The organism is Aeromonas sp. WP2-W18-CRE-05 (genome assembly GCF_014168615.1).
Classification (GTDB): Bacteria; Pseudomonadota; Gammaproteobacteria; order Enterobacterales; family Aeromonadaceae; genus Aeromonas; species Aeromonas caviae.
Map to the genome: position 1 here is coordinate 2,046,977 of NZ_AP021917.1, position 15,511 is coordinate 2,062,487.

The following is a 15,511-nucleotide window of genomic DNA, read 5'->3' on the forward strand; positions in this document are numbered from 1 at the left end:
CCTCTTTGTGCCATCGTTGGGCGGGTATCAACCCACCCGCACCAGATACTTCTCCCCTTGTCCCTCCTGCTTGACGCGGGTGAGCAGGGCGGGCAGGGCGTCGAAGTTGCCCACCACCAGCGGCGGCAGGGTCAGCTCGCCGCTCGCCATCTGCGCCATCATGGCGACACCGGCCGCTACCAGACGGCTCCACTGCTTGTCCGAGCCAAAGGCGTGCTGGGCGCCGAGGGCAATCTCGTGCAATGAGTGGCAATGGCTAAAGGCGGGCAGCGGGTTGCGCGCGATGCGCCCGAGCACCGTCACCATGTGGCCGTAATAGCCAAGGGCAGGCAGCAAGGCTTCTGCCTGCTGGCTGGAGACCAGATCGATGATCCCCTCGAAGGGTTCACCGCCGTTGGCGGCCTGCAACTGGGCCAGCCAGTCGGGATCCCGATAGTCCGCCACCCCCTGCACGCCTAGCTGTTTGAGCCACTGGTGGTGGCGCGGGCTGGCGCTGGCAAAGACGCGGGCCCCCTGCTTAAGGGCAAGTTGCACCGCGAAGCGGCCGACACTGCTGCCAGCCCCCGTGATGAGCAGGGCCTCCCCGTGCAGGTGCGGCAGCTTGGCCAGTGCCTGCCAGGCGGTGAGGCCGGGGCAGGGGAGCGCGGCGGCCGCCTCGTCGCTCAGGGCATCGGGCACCGGCATCAGGGCGCGAGCCGGCACCAGGGTGTGGCGGGCAAAGCTGCCGCCGTGGCGCAGGTCGGTGTGATAGGCGACCCGGGTGCCGGGGCGCAGGTGGGTGACGTTGGCCCCCAGCGCCACCAGGGTGCCCATGCCATCGACGCCGGGCACATGGCCTGGCTGCCAGTGGGGATGACCCTGTTCGATGAGTTTCCAGTCCACCGGATTGAAGGCGATGATCCGGTTGGCGACGAGGACCTCGTCGGGCCCGGGGGTGGGGAGCGCTTGCCGGGTGAGAGTGAGCTGGTCCGGTTCGCCGGGGGCGTGCCAGCACCAGGCCTGGGTATGGTTCATGGTGACTCCTTGGATGAGAGGGGTGGGTGCCCTGATTGAATCACATGGCGTAACAATGCCTTGGGTTGTTGTTGCACTGGCAAGACAACAAGGCGAGCCCCCTGTTGGAGGGCCCGCCCGGTAAGGCGTTCGGCGCCAGCCGCCTTATGCCCGCTCTGCCCCATAGACGGGGTAATCGGTCAGCCCTTTCTCGCCGCCGCCAAACAGGGTGGCGGGATCGTGGGGGGCGAACGGATGGCCGTGGCGCAGGCGGTTCGGCAAGTCGGGGTTGGCCACGAAGGGGCGACCGAAGCCAATCATGTCGGCCCAGCCTGCCTCGATGGCGGCGCGGGCGCGTTCCCCATCGTACTTGCCGGCGTAGATGAGGGTGTTGGGGAAGGCATCGCGCAGCCCCTGCTTGAAGCTCTCCGCCATCAGGGGGGCGTCGTCCCAGTCCGCTTCGGCGACGTGCAGATAGACCACGCCGAGCTGGCCCAGCAGGCGCGCGGCGGCCAGGTAGGTCTCCTGGGGATTGGCATCCACGGTGCCGTTGAGGGTGGTGAGCGGCGCAAGGCGTACCCCGACCCGGTCGGGACCGATCTCGTCACTGACCGCCTCGGTCACCTCTTTGAGGAAACGCAGCCGGTTTTCGAGCGAACCGCCATAGCTGTCGGTGCGGGTATTGGACTCGGAGTCGAGGAACTGGTTGATGAGGTAGCCGTTGGCGGCGTGCAACTCGATGCCGTCAAAGCCCGCTTCCATGGCGTTGCGGGCGGCCCGGCGAAACTGCCCCACCACGGCGTCGATGTCGGCCTGGGTCATGGCGCGCGGGGTGACGGTCTCCACAAACCCCGGGGCATCGCTGCCGTTGTCGACGAACACCTTCACTCCCTTGGCCTGGATGGCGGAGGAGGAGAGGGGCTGGGCGCCGCCGATGTTGTCAGGATGGGTGACCCGGCCCACGTGCCAGAGCTGGGCGAACATGATGCCACCCTCGGCGTGGACGGCATCGGTTACCTGCTTCCAGCCTGCCACCTGCTCGGCGCTGTGGATGCCCGGCGTCCAGGCGTAGCCCTTGCCCAGGGGATCTATCTGGGTGCCTTCGCTGATGATGAGGCCGGCCCCGGCACGCTGGGCGTAGTAGGTCGCCATCATGGCGTTGGCCACGTCCCCGGGCTGGCTGGCGCGGGAGCGGGTCATGGGGGGCATGACGATGCGGTTGGCAAGGTGCAGCTGGCCGAGGCGAAGGGGGCAGAACAGGGGATCGTGGTGCATGATGGATTCCTCAATCTTTGGGAGTGAGGTGACTCTAAAGGGGATTTTTATTGTGAAAAAGAGGGGGTATTGCAGAAGAGAATTGCCGTTATCGCAGCAATGGCGCGGGAGGGGCCTGGCTCGCGCCAGAAAAAAGAGGGCCAAAGGCCCTCTTTTGCTGCATTGCCACCGATGATCAGGGGGAGAGTGGGGTGACCCGTACTCGCTCGATGCGCCGCTCGCTCACGGCCATGACCTCGAAGCAGAACTGGCCGAGGTGCAACTGCTGACCGACGTCGGGCAGGCTGCCGAAGTGGGAGAGCAGCATGCCCGCCAGGGTCACGTACTCGTCGCTCTCGCTCACCAGCCCGTCGCAGTTCAGTGTCTGCTCCACCTGATGGATGTTGGTGGTGCCGTGGATGAGCCAGTGCTCGCCCTCGCGCACCACATCGGGGGTCTCGTCCTCGTCCGGCAGCTCGCCGACGATGGCCTCCAGCAGATCGTGGTTGGTGACCAGCCCCTGGATGACGCCGAACTCGTCCGCCACCAGAATGAGGCTGCCCCTGGCCTGGCGCAGCTCCGCCAGCAGCCGGATCACGTTGATGGTCTGGGGCACGATGACGGGCTCGTTCTGTCTGGCAAGCGCTGCCAGGGATTGCCCCTCGTTGAGGGCAAACAGCAGATCCCGAGCCTTGACCACCCCGATGATCTCGTCCAGCTCCCCGTCACAGACCGGGAACAGGCTGTGGGGGGCCCGTTGCAGCAGGGCGCGGATCTCGTCCTCGCTGTCGCTCACGTCGATCCACTCCATCTCGGAGCGCGGGGTCATGATGGTGCGAATGGAACGCTCGGCCAGCGACAGCACGCCGCTCACCATGTAACGCTCCTCTTCACCGAAACCGGGGGGCAGGGGCTGAGCCTGCACCTCTTCTTCGTCCTCCTGCGGGTGGGCTGAGCGCTTGTTCCCCCCCATCAGCTTGAAGATGGCGGCGGTGGTGCGCTCGCGCAGGGGCTGGCGCGCCTCATGGCGCAGGGCACTGCGCTGGGCGAGCTGGTTGAAGAACTCGATGAGCACCGAGAAGCCGATGGCCGCGTAGAGGTAGCCCTTCGGAATGTGGAAGCCGAAGCCCTCCGCCACCAGGCTGAAGCCGATCATCAAGAGGAAGCTCAGGCAGAGCACCACCACAGTGGGATGGGCGTTGACGAAGCGGGTCAGGGGCTTGGAGGCGAGCACCATCACTACCATGGCGATGGTCACGGCCGCCATCATGACGCCGAGGTGATCCACCATGCCGACGGCGGTGATGATGGAGTCCAGGGAGAAGACCGCATCCAGCACCAGGATCTGGGCGATCACCACCCCGAACCCGGCATAGACGCCGGTGCCGCCTTGCTCCTCGGGCTTGGCCTCGAGTCGCTCATGCAGCTCGGAGGTGGCCTTGAACAGCAGGAAGAGGCCGCCTCCCATCAGGATGAGATCCCGACCGGAGAAGGGGTGATCCCAGATGTGCAGCAGAGGAGCCGTGAGGGTGACCAGCCATGACATGATGGTGAGCAGTCCCAGGCGCATCAGCAGGGCCAGGGAGAGACCGATGATGCGCGCCTTGTCCCGCTGGGCGGGGGGCAGTTTTTTCACCAGGATGGCGATGAAGACCAGGTTGTCTATCCCGAGAACGATTTCCAGGATGATCAGGGTAAGCAGACCGACCCAGATTGACGGGTCCAGCAAGAATTCCATGTGATTGACCTCAATGAAGACAGATGCAGTGAATCGTGGTCACGGCGTGGCCGTGGTGACGGAGACGATCGCTTCAGAGGCGTTGGTTGAGCAGGTACAGATAGGCTTTGATGGGAAAAGACGAAGGGCTACTTCGGGGATTGTCCATGATGGGCAATAAAACCTCGGGTCAAAAGTGAGCCCTGATGATAACGGGAATCCCGTATTTGGCAAGAGGGGGCGGGCAGCGCAGGGGGAAGGTTCGCTCGCCCAGCGGGGCGACAGGAGCGGGCGGAGCTTGCCAGGCAAGCCCCGCCTTGCGGCTTACAACCAGCGTTTTTCCCGGGTGAAGCAGACCGAGAGCCAAGCGTCTCCCAGGGTGTCGCCGAGGCGAGACCAGAGCTCCTGGCGCAGGGCATCCTGGCGTTCGACGGGCCACTCCTGGCCGGGGGCCACCAGGATGTTGAGCTCGAGATCGAAGCGGCGGCCGCTTTTTGCCAGGTGGCTGTAGCACTCGACCCCATGGCGCAGGCGCAGGGCCTCGACTTCGCTTGCCACCAGCCGGGAGACATCCCCCTTGGGGGCAATCTTCAGCACTTCCCGCAGGTTGCGACCGAGCACCTTGATGGGGATGAGGGTGGCACACAGGGCCAGCAGCGAGACCAGCACCGGGTCTATGTAGCGGTTGTAGTGGCCGTAACCCAGGGTATCGAGCCCGATGGCGACCAGAAAGCCGATGAGCAGGGTGGCGCTGAGCAGGGTATCCACCAGCCACTCCTTGGAGTCCACCCGCACCAGCTCGGAGTTGACCCGCTCGGCCACGTCGGCCTCGATGAGATAGAGGATGCCGCAGAAGAAGGTGGAGACGACGGCATAGATGAGGGCGTGGCCGAGATCGATCTCCCGTCCTCCTGCCAGAAGGGAGGTGATGCCGCCATAGAGGGCACCGAGGCAGAGCAGCAGAATGATGGCGCCGTTGATGACGTTGGCGATGGGTTCGAAGTGGGCGTAGCCGTATTGGAAACGGGCGTCGGAGGGGCGGGTAACCAGGTAGGCGGTGATGAGCCCAAGGCCCGTCATGCCCATGCTGAACAGGGTGAAGATGCCGTCCAGCATGATGGCGTTGGAACCGACGAACAGACCATAGCCGATCCCGAAAATGGCAAAGGTGATGCAACCAAACAGCGACAGGGTCAGCGCCTGTTTTTCGGTGCGAATAAGCGTACTGATAACATGGCTGTAGTGAGCCATAAAAGTCCTCCTTTCAAATGGTGAAGATTGCGCGCGCAAGCGGTTTTCTAGCTGATATACTGCCCGCTCACATGTGAGCGGACTGGTTCGGACACCCGCAAAGAGGCAGGTCCGAACGGTCGTTGTCGCCGGAATGCCGGCATCAAGCAAAGGATGGGAACAAGGATTCATGATCCCGAGACTCGATTACCAGGACAGTTTGTCACCTACAACCCTGCAGTTTCTTGAGTTGCTGGCGCGATCAGCATTTCGTGGTGATATCGAAAAGTCTTATGCAAGCCGGTTGGCGATGGCGACGGATAACAGCGTCTATCAGGTCGTACCTCAGGCGGTTCTCTATCCGCGCAGCGCGGATGACATAGCGGTGATGCTCAAGCTGGCCCAGGGGCCCGAGTACGCGACCTTGAGTTTCTTCCCTCGCGGCGGCGGTACCGGCACCAATGGCCAATCCTTGGGCGGCGGCATTATCGTCGATCTCTCGCGCCATATGAACCAGATCATGGAAATTAATCTGGAAGAGGGTTGGGTGCGGGCCCAGGCAGGAGTGGTCAAAGACCAGCTCAACGCCTTTTTGAAGCCCCACGGCTACTTCTTCTCGCCGGATCTCTCCACTTCCAACCGGGCCACCCTGGGGGGCATGGTCAACACCGATGCCTCGGGGCAGGGCTCCTTGGTGTACGGCAAGACCTCGGATCATGTGCTCGGCCTCAAGGCCGTGCTGGAAAACGGTGATATCATGGCGACCGAGCCGGTGACCGGTCAGCGTCTGGCGGACAAGCTGGCCCTCGAGACCCGTGAAGGGGAGATCTATCGCACCCTCTATCGCATCGGCCGCGAGCGGCGCGCCGACATCGAAGCCACCTTCCCCAAGCTCAACCGCTTTCTGACCGGTTACGATCTCAAGCACCTCTATCAGCCCGAGAGCGACACCCTGGACGTCAGCCGGGTGCTGTGCGGTTCGGAAGGTTCCTTGGGTTTTATCACCGAAGCTAGGCTCAACATCACCCCTATCCCGCTCTACCGCACCTTGGTCAACGTCAAGTACGACAGTTTCCCGTCGGCTCTGCGCAATGCCCCCTTTATGGTTGAGGCCGAGGCGCTGTCGGTGGAGACGGTGGACTCCCGGGTGCTGGGACTGGCCCGCGCCGACATCATCTGGCACTCGGTGAAGGATCTCATCCAGGATGTGCCGGGCAAGGATCTGCAGGGGCTCAACATCGTCGAGTTTGCGGATACTGACGAGGCCGAACACAAGGCCAAGGTGGACGAGCTGTGCCGGCGCATCGACGGCCTGCTGGCGCGTGGTGAAGCGGGGGTCATTGGCTATCAGGTGTGCGACCACCTGCCGAGCATCGAGACCATCTATGGCATGCGCAAGAAGTCGGTGGGGCTGCTCGGCAACGCCGAAGGGCGCAAAAAGCCGGTGGCCTTCACCGAAGACACCGCCGTGCCGCCGGAATCCCTGGCGGACTTCATCATGGAGTTTCGTGCCCTGCTCGATGCCCATGGCCTTGACTACGGCATGTTCGGCCACGTCGATGCCGGGGTGCTGCATGTGCGCCCGGCGCTGGACTTGTGCGATCCGGAGCAGGAGGTGCTGCTGCGGCGCATCTCGGATCAGGTGGTGGCGCTGACCGCCAAATATGGCGGCCTGATGTGGGGGGAGCACGGCAAGGGCTTTCGCTCCGAATACAGCCCCGCCTTTTTCGGCGAGCTGTGGGAAGAGCTGCAACGGGTCAAGGGGGCATTTGACCCGGCCAACCGCATCAACCCGGGCAAGATCTGCATGCCTTATGGCAGCGGCGCTTCGCTTGTCTCGGTGGACGGGCCCAAGCGCGGCAAATTCGACCGCCAGATCCCGATTGCCGTGCGCGAGAGCTATACCCGGGCCCTCGATTGCAACGGCAATGGCCTCTGCTTCACCTTCGAGACCGACTCCCCCATGTGCCCCTCGGTCAAGATCAGCCGCGACCGCCGTCACTCCCCCAAGGGGCGGGCTGGCCTGATGCGTGAATGGCTGCGCCAGTTGTCGGAGCAGGGCTTCGATCCCCTTGCCGAAGAGGTGGCGCTGCAAAGCGGCGGTCTGCGCTTCAAGCAGATCGTCGACAAGTTCCGCAATACGGTGGCCCGCGCCCGGGGCGAGTATGACTTCTCCCACGAGGTGATGGAGGCGATGGAGGGGTGCCTTGCGTGCAAGGCATGCACCAGCCAGTGCCCCATCAAGGTGGATGTGCCCACCTTCCGCGCCCGCTTCATGCAGCTCTATCACAGCCGATATCTGCGCGGCCCCAAGGATTATTTCGTGGGCACGGTAGAAAGCTATGCGCCCCTGTTGGCCAAGGCCCCCAAGCTGGTCAACTTCTTCCTCGAAAAAGAGTGGGCCCAGAAGGCGACCGAGAAGAGCATCGGCATGGTGGATGTGCCGCTGCTCTCCGTGCCGACCCTGGCCGAGGAGCTGCGGGATCACCGCGCCCGCTATTTCGATCTGCCGGGCCTCGAGGCCATGAGCCCCGAGCAGCGCCAAAAAGTGGTGCTCATTGTGCAGGATCCCTTTACCAGCTATTACGACGCCCCCGTGGTGCGTGACCTGGTGAAGCTGGCCAGCAAGCTGGGCTATCAGCCCTACCTGCTGCCGTTCAAACCCAACGGCAAGCCTCAGCACGTGAAGGGATTCCTGCGCGCCTTCGCCCGCACTGCTGCCAGCAGCGCCCAGTTCCTCAACAAGGTGGCGGCCCTCGGCATCCCCATGGTGGGGGTCGACCCCTCTCTGGTGCTCTGCTACCGGGACGAGTACGTGAAGGCGCTCGGCCCCGCCCGCGGCGATTTCCAGGTGCTGCTGCCCCAGGAGTGGCTGCTCTCCCTGCCTGCCGAGGCGCTGCCGCTGCGGGAAGAGGCTGCCGCCGACCCCTGGTATCTGTTTGCCCACTGCACCGAGAAGACCGCCAAGCCCACCACCCACGGTGACTGGAGCACCCTGTTTGGTCGCTTCGGTGCACGTTTGCAGCCGGTGTCGGTGGGTTGCTGCGGCATGGCGGGCACCTATGGTCACGATGCCAGACAGGTGGAGAACTCCAAGGGGATCTACGGTCTGAGCTGGGCCGAGCCTCTTGAACGCCTGCCCAAGGCTCGCTGCCTGGCCACCGGATATTCGTGCCGCAGCCAGGTCAAGCGGATGGAGGGGGAGAAGCTCAAGCACCCGCTGCAGGCCCTGCTGGAAATGCTCTGATGCTCCACTTTCCCAAGGGATTCCGGGTGCCAAAGGCCTATCGGCACCCGCATTTTCTATTGCTCCCCACCACGCCGTCCCAGGCCGTGGTGGAGTTTGTCGCCATCCTGCGCGAGCGGGAGCAGCTCCATCAGCTGTTTCGCCCGGACGATGTGTGGCCCTCCGCCCATTTCAGCCTGAGTCAGCACGAGGCCGATTTGGAGTGGCAGCACTCCGAGTTTCTGGCCAAGCGCTCCTTTGCCTATGGCCTCTGGAGCCCGGACAGGGAGCCCCGCTTCTGGGGCGGGGTTTACCTCTATCCGTCGGTGCTGCCGGAGGTGCAGGTGGAGCTCTTCTTCTGGAAGGTGGCCGAGGTGCCGCTCACGGACAGCGAACTCGAAGCCGAACTGCGCGCCTGGCTCGGCAAGGTATGGCGCTGGTCCGAGCCGCGTCTGCCGGGGCGGGACGGCCCTTGGGCCGAGTGGCCAGGGGTGACCTATCCCTGGTGAGGGTCAATCTCGATGCAAGATGCCCCGGCGTGGGCATCTTTTTTTTTGCTCCTTTTTCGCCGACACTGCTGGTTTGCCACTACAGCGCAGCGATAACCCGTTGATCACGCAAGGAGTCCGCTCACCATGAGTCAAGAAAGCAGCCCCATCTGGCGCAAACCCATGAGCCTGGAGGGGCTCAACGCCAGCTCCCGCAACACCCTGATGGCCCACCTCGACATCGTCTACACCGCCTTTGGCCCCGACTGGCTGGAGGCCACCATGCCGGTGGATCATCGCACCCATCAGCCGCTCGGCATGCTGCACGGCGGCGCCTCCGTGGTGCTGGCGGAAACGCTGGGATCGCTTGCGGCCAACATGGCGGTGGGGGAGGAGAGTTATTGCGTGGGGCTGGAGGTCAATGCCAATCACCTACGGGCCAAGCGGGAAGGGGTGGTGACGGGGCGCTGCGCGCCGCTGCATCTGGGGGCGACGACTCAGGTGTGGCAGATCGAGATTCGCGATGAACGTGGTCGTTTATTGTGCACCAGCCGATTGACCATGGCGGTGCTCAAGCACAAGCGGGACAAGGACTCTGGCGAAGCGTGATCCGCAATAACGCATCATGAGTGAAAAATAAGCAAGCCATAGTCGCGAGATCCCTCTATAATTGCCAACGTCTTGAGACACCTATCACATTTTTCAAGACAGCAGAACAAAGTGGCGCTATAATCGCCGCCTTTTTGCTATTCCGCGGTGTTAGCCGCCTGCCTTAATCTGGAAGAATCTATGTCTGATACCGAACAACTGCCCCTTTTTAGTGAGCTTGGACTGGCCGCGCCCGTATTGAAAGCGCTGCAGGACGTGGGCTATGAGCGCCCGTCTCCCATCCAGGCCGCAGCAATTCCCCACCTGATGGCGGGACACGATCTGCTGGGGCAGGCACAAACCGGTACAGGGAAGACCGCTGCTTTTGCCTTGCCTCTGTTGTCTCGTCTGGAAGCTGGTAACCGCAACACCCAGATCCTGGTGCTGGCCCCGACCCGCGAGCTGGCCCTGCAGGTGGCAGAGGCGTGCCAACGCTATGCCCACCACATGCCCGATTTCCACGTGCTGCCCATCTACGGCGGCGCTTCCTACGAAACCCAGACCCGCGCCCTGCGTCGCGGTGCCCAGGTTGTCGTGGGTACCCCGGGCCGCGTGATGGACCTGATCCGTCGCAAGAACCTGGACCTCTCCGGTCTGAAAGCCCTGGTGCTGGATGAAGCGGACGAAATGCTGCGCATGGGCTTCATCGACGACGTGGACTGGATCATGGATCAGTGCCCGGCCGGTCGTCAGGTTGCCCTGTTCTCTGCCACCATGCCGGAGCAGATCCGTCGTGTTGCCCAGAAGCACCTGAAGCAGCCCAAAGAGATCAAGATCGCCTCCAAGACCGCGACCGCCACCACCATTCGCCAGCGTTACTGGCAGGTGACCGGTCTGCACAAGCTGGACGCCATGACCCGTCTGCTGGAAGTGGAATCCTACGAAGCCCTGCTGGTGTTCGTGCGTACCAAGAACGCCGCCGAAGAGCTGGCAGGCAAGCTGGCTGCCCGTGGTCACGCCTGTGAAGCGCTGCACGGTGACATCCCGCAGAAACTGCGTGAGCGTACCGTTGACAAGCTGCGTCAGGGCCAGCTGGACATCCTGATCGCCACCGACGTGGTCGCCCGCGGTCTGGACGTTGAGCGCATCACCCACGTAGTGAACTACGACATTCCCTACGACACCGAATCCTACGTTCACCGTATCGGCCGTACCGGCCGTGCCGGTCGCAAGGGTGAAGCCATCCTGTTCGTGGCGCCGCGCGAGCGCCGCATGCTGCGTGCCATCGAGCACGCCACTCGTCAAGCCATCGAGCCGATGAAGATGCCGAGCACCGAGGACATCAACCAGCACCGTCTGGCCAAGTTCAAGGAGCGCATCCGCGAAACCATGATGGGTGAAGAGCTCGAGATCTACCACAACCTGGTGAACGAGCTGATCGAAGAAGATTCTGCCGATCCGCTGGAGCTGGCTGCCGCACTGGCCAAGCTGGTACAGGGCGATCAACCGCTGCTGCTGGATGACTCCATCCCGGATCCGGTGTTCAACGCCGGCAACGATCGCGGTGGCTTCGAGCGTCGTGAGTTCAACGACCGTGGCGGTCGTGACTTCGGTGACCGTGGCGATCGTCCGGCCCGTCGCATGCCGTCCCTGGAGCCGCGTCCGCTGAAAGACAACCCGGATGTGGAGATGGAGCGCTACCGCGTCGACGTGGGCGCCCATCACGGCGTCAAGCCGGGCCAGATCGTGGGTGCCATCGCCAACGAAGCGAACATCGAGAGCCGCTTCATCGGCAACATCGACATCGCCGATGACTTCTCCACCGTCGATCTGCCCAAGGGCATGAGCGCCGAGGTGCTGGAAGTGATCAAGAAGGCCCGTGTCTGCCAGCGTCCGCTGCAGATCACCCGTTACACCGAAGTGCCGGCCGGTGGCAACACTGCTCCCCGTCCGCCCCGTGGTGATCGTCCGTTCCGTGGCGACCGTCCTTTCAACAAGGATCGCCGTCCCCAGGGTGACCGTCCCTTCAACAAGGATCGCCGTGAAGGCGGTTTCGACAAGGGTCGCAAATTCGGTGGCAACAAGCGCCGCGACAGCTAAACCCTGACTGCACTGATGAGAAGGCCGCTCCATGGAGCGGCCTTTTTTGTGTCTGTTTTTCAGATGCCTAGCGAAGATTGTCACCTTTTTCCGGCCGTGGCGGGCACCCGGTTTTATGAGGAGCCAGTGAAAAGAAAAATGGTGTAATCCATTTGCCTGGGGGTGGCGCCTGGTGTCATTCTTTGGGAAGCGATTGGGTACTTTTGGAAGGCGCAGAGATAGTTGCTGGTTGCAAACGACTGCGACTTTGGTCTGAAGGTGCCTTCTGTTGTTTGCATATGAGTCAGCAGAGTGAGATGAATAAATAAACCGTATGACAGGGAGGTGCGTGATGGGCAAGTGGTTTGGCAAGGTGTTGCTGATATCTGGATGGCTCGTGTCGGGTATGGTGTTGGCGGAGGAGCCCTTCTTCAGAATTGCGGGGGCGGGGTGCTGCAATGGCAAGGGGGAGGTGGTGCTGACCCGTGCCGAGTTTGAGGCCTTGCCGCAGACGGAGGTTAAGACGGGGACGCCCTGGACCGAGGGGGAGCACCTCTATCGCGGGGTGTTGCTGCGGGACCTGGTCAGGATCTACGGTCTCAAGAGCCAGGAGGTCAAGGCCCTCGCGGTCAATGAATACTGGGCCGCACTGCCGCTGGAAGACGGGGATAAGTACCCGGTGCTGGTGGCCGAGAAGCAGGATGGCAAGGCGCTGACCCTGCGCAACAAGGGGCCGCTCTGGGTCATTTATCCCCTCACCGACCATCCCGAACTCAACAAGGAGCTCTATCACAGCCGGATGGTGTGGCAGCTGACGGCGCTGGAGAGCAAATAAGATGCTGCGCGGCAAGTTCTTGAGCCTGATCCTGATGGTGACCACCTTTTTGGGGGTGACCCTCTGGTCGGTCTGGAACTATGACCGCGCGTTCAATGCGGTGATGCGCTACACCCAGCTCTCCGCCTGGGCACTGGCTCAGCTCGAGCTGGAGATCCACGCCTTCGAGGAGGGCTTGCAGCTCTATCGTGCCGGTGCCGCCAGCCGGGAGGAGATGAACAAGCGCTTTGACATTGCCTGGAACCGGCTCGATGTCTTCCTGCACGGGGAGGAGGCAAAGTCGGTCAGGGCCCGATTCGGTGCGGACAAGGCGGTCGGCAAGATCCTCGCTCTCTTCGAACGCTATGAGCAGGATGTGGTGCAAGGGGAGCCGAATTCCCCTGCACTCAAGATGTTCACGGCCGCGCTCGATGACGAGATGCGGGGGGTGCGGGACGTGATGGTGAAAAACTTCACCGGGCCTTCTGCCATCGCCCAGCGCGAGCTGCTCAACGAGTCGAAAACCCAGAACTTCTTCATCCTGGGATTTCTGATGTTGGCGACCATGGTGATGTTGATGGTGCTGTTTCGCGAAGTGCGTCGCCAGCATTTTCTGGCGTGGAACGACCCTCTCACCCGTCTCCCCAACCGGGCGGCGCTCATCAAGCACCTCCAGCAGTGGACCAGCCATCCCGGTCGGCGCAGCAGCATCACCGTCTGTCTCATGGATCTGGGGCATTTCAGGGAGGTCAATGACAGTCTGGGTTACGAAGTGGGGGACGCCTTGCTCAAACGGCTTGCGGCGCGGATCAAGGCCGCCTCTGGCCAGGGGATCTTCGTTGCCCGAACCGGCAGTGACGAGTTCACCCTCATCATCACCGGCACCATGCCCACCTATCTGCGCTTTCCGTTTCTGGAGCAACTGCGCAGCGAGCTGGCGGATCTGGTGTTTGCCGCCGATCCGGCGCACCGGGTCCGGGTCTTCATGGGCACCAGCCAGTACGTGAAACCGGATCATTCACCGGAAGAGATGCTGTTGTTTGCCGATATCGCCCTCGACAGCGCCAAGCGCAAGCGGCTGAATCGCAATGTGCTCTTCTCCAGCAGCATGTATCAGCACTATCAGCGCAAACGCCGGCTGTCGACCGAGCTGCGGGAGCTTATCCACTGCCCGCAATGCCCGCAACTGGCCCTTTACTATCAGCCCATCGTACGCGGTCAGAGTGTGGTGAGGCTGGGGGCCGAGGCGCTGATCCGCTGGCATCATCCTGAATATGGCTTTATTGCCCCCCTCGACATCATCTCGCTGGCAGAAGAGAACGGGTTGGGCGAGGCGCTCGGGGGCTGGATCATCCGGCGCATGCAGCTCGATCTGTCCGGCTTCCCGAAGGAGGTGCTAGCACCGCTCGAGATCTCCATCAACCTCTCCAACTCCATGTTCAACATGGGGTTGGCCAGGGAGATTGAAGAGAAGATGGAAGATGGACCGTTGGGGCTGCACCAGTTGATAGTGGAGCTGACCGAAACCATCGCCCTCGATGACATCGCCCTGAGCAAGCAGATCATTCACTCCCTGCGCCAGATAGGGGTACGGGTGGCCCTCGATGACTTCGGAACCGGCTGGTCCTCGTTCTCTTACCTGCGTGAACTCTATTTCGACAAGCTCAAGATCGACAGATCTTTTATCACCGCGATCGACAGTGACACCCGGCAGGCGCTCTTCGTCGAAACCATCACCACCCTCTCTCATCAGTTGGGGGTGCGCGTCGTGGCAGAAGGGGTGGAAAACAGCGATGAGCTCAAGGCGGTGCTCACCATAGGGGTGGATGAGATCCAGGGTTATTTCTACTCGCGTCCCTTGCCGCTGCCGGAGTTCATGCAATTCTGTCACCGCTATTTCGCCCACAGCGCCGCCATTCAGGAGGTGGCACTGGGCTAGCCTTGGGGCAATCGAGCTCCTGTAGCCTTGTCTTCGAGTCCCTCTGTTCGATTGTTCCTGGTTGATATTTCATCCCGACACCTTTCTCCCATGGCAGGACCGCCCATGACGTGGCTTTATTGTGCCTCCTGCCAGAACGAGGGTGCGAGAGGACAGGCCCGGTGCTACCTTGTGCCACGAACAGTGCCACAGGACAGAGGAGCCATAAATGGATCGCTTGGGGGTGATGGAGGTGTTCGTGCTGGCGGTGGAGACCGGCTCGTTTTCGGCGGTGGCCCGCCGACTGGGGATGGGGCAACCCACGGTTTCCAGATTGATTGCCCAGCTTGAGGCGCACCTTGGTAGCCGCCTGTTGCTGCGCTCGACCCGGGGGCTGGCGCCTACCGAGGCCGGAGAGGCCTACTATCTGCGGGCGAGAGAGATCCTGGCCCAGGTCAACGAGGCCGATGCCATGGTGCAGCAATGCCGGGCGGGCCTGAGCGGACGCCTGCGGGTGAGTGCTCCCGTCACTTTCGCCCGCCTGCATATCATTCCCCATCTTGCCGGTTTTCTGGCGGCTCACCCGGGACTGGATCTGGAGATCCTGCTGGATGACGGTAATGTGGATCTCATTTCGGCGGGCATCGAGGTGGCTCTGCGGATCGGCAAACAGGCCGACTCGTCGTTGGTCGCCCGCTGCCTCGCCCGAAGCGACATGCGGGTGCTGGCGACGCCGGCCTATCTGGCCGCCAAAGGAGAGCCTGAGACCCCTCAGGCCCTGCAACAGCATGATCTGGTGCTTTACAGTCCACGGCCTGGAATGGGGCAACAGTGGCGATTTCGCCGTGGCGTCGAAGAGAAGGTGGTTTCCGGAGAAGGCAGGCTGACGGTCTCGGCGGCCGAAGGCATGCGCGCCGCCGTGCTGGCAGGACTGGGGCTCGGTATCGCCTCGGAGTGGATGTTTGCCCCCGAGCTTGCCCGCGGCGAGGTGGTGGCGGTGCTGCCCGAGTGGCAACTGCCCATGCAGGAGCTCTGGACCCTGCTCCCGGCAGGCCGCCAGCCTGGTGCCAAGGCGAGCACCTTTCTGGCATTCGTGACCGGCCTGCCCGGCGTGGGGCATACGCCAGCGGAATAACTGTTATGGTCCCCACCGCTCTACTGGTGGCGACACTCCCCGGGTAGGCTGTGCGCATGGGGCCCGTAT

General features: G+C 62.8%; 11 protein-coding genes. 7 read left to right on the plus strand and 4 right to left on the minus strand.

What is annotated here, in order from left to right:
- Positions 1–27 precede the first annotated feature (27 nt).
- The 4 genes from H7R73_RS09685 to H7R73_RS09700 all read right to left on the minus strand — a co-directional run bounded on the left by H7R73_RS09685 (position 28) and on the right by H7R73_RS09700 (position 5,215).
- Entirely contained in the window at positions 28–1,014 is a 987-nt protein-coding gene (locus H7R73_RS09685; RefSeq protein ID WP_103260306.1) for a zinc-binding dehydrogenase, read from the minus strand.
- A 144-nt stretch (positions 1,015–1,158) separates the two neighbouring features.
- Positions 1,159–2,268, minus strand: coding sequence for an alkene reductase (locus H7R73_RS09690; protein WP_103260305.1), 1,110 nt, complete (start codon positions 2,266–2,268; stop codon positions 1,159–1,161).
- Between the two features lie 175 nt (positions 2,269–2,443).
- A complete protein-coding gene (locus tag H7R73_RS09695; protein ID WP_103260304.1) occupies positions 2,444–3,985 on the minus strand; it encodes a TerC family protein in 1,542 nt (513 codons plus the stop codon).
- Between the two features lie 303 nt (positions 3,986–4,288).
- Positions 4,289–5,215 carry a cation diffusion facilitator family transporter gene (locus H7R73_RS09700; RefSeq protein WP_041214996.1) on the minus strand — a complete coding sequence of 309 codons (927 nt, stop codon included), beginning with the start codon at positions 5,213–5,215 and terminating at the stop codon, positions 4,289–4,291.
- Positions 5,216–5,384: 169 nt separating this feature from the next.
- Between H7R73_RS09700 and ydiJ the strand changes: the two genes are divergently transcribed.
- The 7 genes from ydiJ to H7R73_RS09735 all read left to right on the plus strand — a co-directional run bounded on the left by ydiJ (position 5,385) and on the right by H7R73_RS09735 (position 15,442).
- Complete coding sequence (ydiJ, locus tag H7R73_RS09705; protein ID WP_182951682.1) at positions 5,385–8,441, plus strand: D-2-hydroxyglutarate dehydrogenase YdiJ; 3,057 nt, start codon at positions 5,385–5,387, stop codon at positions 8,439–8,441.
- Entirely contained in the window at positions 8,441–8,929 is a 489-nt protein-coding gene (locus H7R73_RS09710) for a hypothetical protein (RefSeq protein WP_103260302.1), read from the plus strand. Before ydiJ ends, H7R73_RS09710 begins: the two co-directional genes overlap by 1 nt.
- Before the next feature lie 126 nt (positions 8,930–9,055).
- Positions 9,056–9,517, plus strand: coding sequence for a hotdog fold thioesterase (locus H7R73_RS09715; protein ID WP_039038762.1), 462 nt, complete (start codon positions 9,056–9,058; stop codon positions 9,515–9,517).
- Positions 9,518–9,697: 180 nt separating this feature from the next.
- The gene (locus tag H7R73_RS09720; RefSeq protein ID WP_029314717.1) at positions 9,698–11,596 is read left to right on the plus strand and encodes a DEAD/DEAH box helicase; all 1,899 of its coding nucleotides are present in this window, start codon (positions 9,698–9,700) and stop codon (positions 11,594–11,596) included.
- Between the two features lie 331 nt (positions 11,597–11,927).
- Complete coding sequence (locus H7R73_RS09725) at positions 11,928–12,410, plus strand: molybdopterin-binding oxidoreductase (RefSeq protein ID WP_103260301.1); 483 nt, start codon at positions 11,928–11,930, stop codon at positions 12,408–12,410.
- A gap of 1 nt (position 12,411) precedes the next feature.
- The gene (locus tag H7R73_RS09730) at positions 12,412–14,328 is read left to right on the plus strand and encodes a putative bifunctional diguanylate cyclase/phosphodiesterase (RefSeq protein WP_103260300.1); all 1,917 of its coding nucleotides are present in this window, start codon (positions 12,412–12,414) and stop codon (positions 14,326–14,328) included.
- Between the two features lie 208 nt (positions 14,329–14,536).
- Positions 14,537–15,442, plus strand: coding sequence for a LysR family transcriptional regulator (locus tag H7R73_RS09735; RefSeq protein WP_103260299.1), 906 nt, complete (start codon positions 14,537–14,539; stop codon positions 15,440–15,442).
- The last annotated feature ends 69 nt before the right edge of the window (positions 15,443–15,511 follow it).

Coding starts and splice junctions, on each gene's coding strand:
- ydiJ (WP_182951682.1), top strand. CDS start 5,385: ATGATCCCGAGACTCGATTACCAGGACAGTTTGTCACCTACAACCCTG.
- H7R73_RS09690 (WP_103260305.1), bottom strand. CDS start 2,268: ATGCACCACGATCCCCTGTTCTGCCCCCTTCGCCTCGGCCAGCTGCAC.
- H7R73_RS09685 (WP_103260306.1), bottom strand. CDS start 1,014: ATGAACCATACCCAGGCCTGGTGCTGGCACGCCCCCGGCGAACCGGAC.
- H7R73_RS09725 (WP_103260301.1), top strand. CDS start 11,928: ATGGGCAAGTGGTTTGGCAAGGTGTTGCTGATATCTGGATGGCTCGTG.
- H7R73_RS09735 (WP_103260299.1), top strand. CDS start 14,537: ATGGATCGCTTGGGGGTGATGGAGGTGTTCGTGCTGGCGGTGGAGACC.
- H7R73_RS09700 (WP_041214996.1), bottom strand. CDS start 5,215: ATGGCTCACTACAGCCATGTTATCAGTACGCTTATTCGCACCGAAAAA.
- H7R73_RS09695 (WP_103260304.1), bottom strand. CDS start 3,985: ATGGAATTCTTGCTGGACCCGTCAATCTGGGTCGGTCTGCTTACCCTG.
- H7R73_RS09715 (WP_039038762.1), top strand. CDS start 9,056: ATGAGTCAAGAAAGCAGCCCCATCTGGCGCAAACCCATGAGCCTGGAG.
- H7R73_RS09730 (WP_103260300.1), top strand. CDS start 12,412: ATGCTGCGCGGCAAGTTCTTGAGCCTGATCCTGATGGTGACCACCTTT.
- H7R73_RS09720 (WP_029314717.1), top strand. CDS start 9,698: ATGTCTGATACCGAACAACTGCCCCTTTTTAGTGAGCTTGGACTGGCC.
- H7R73_RS09710 (WP_103260302.1), top strand. CDS start 8,441: ATGCTCCACTTTCCCAAGGGATTCCGGGTGCCAAAGGCCTATCGGCAC.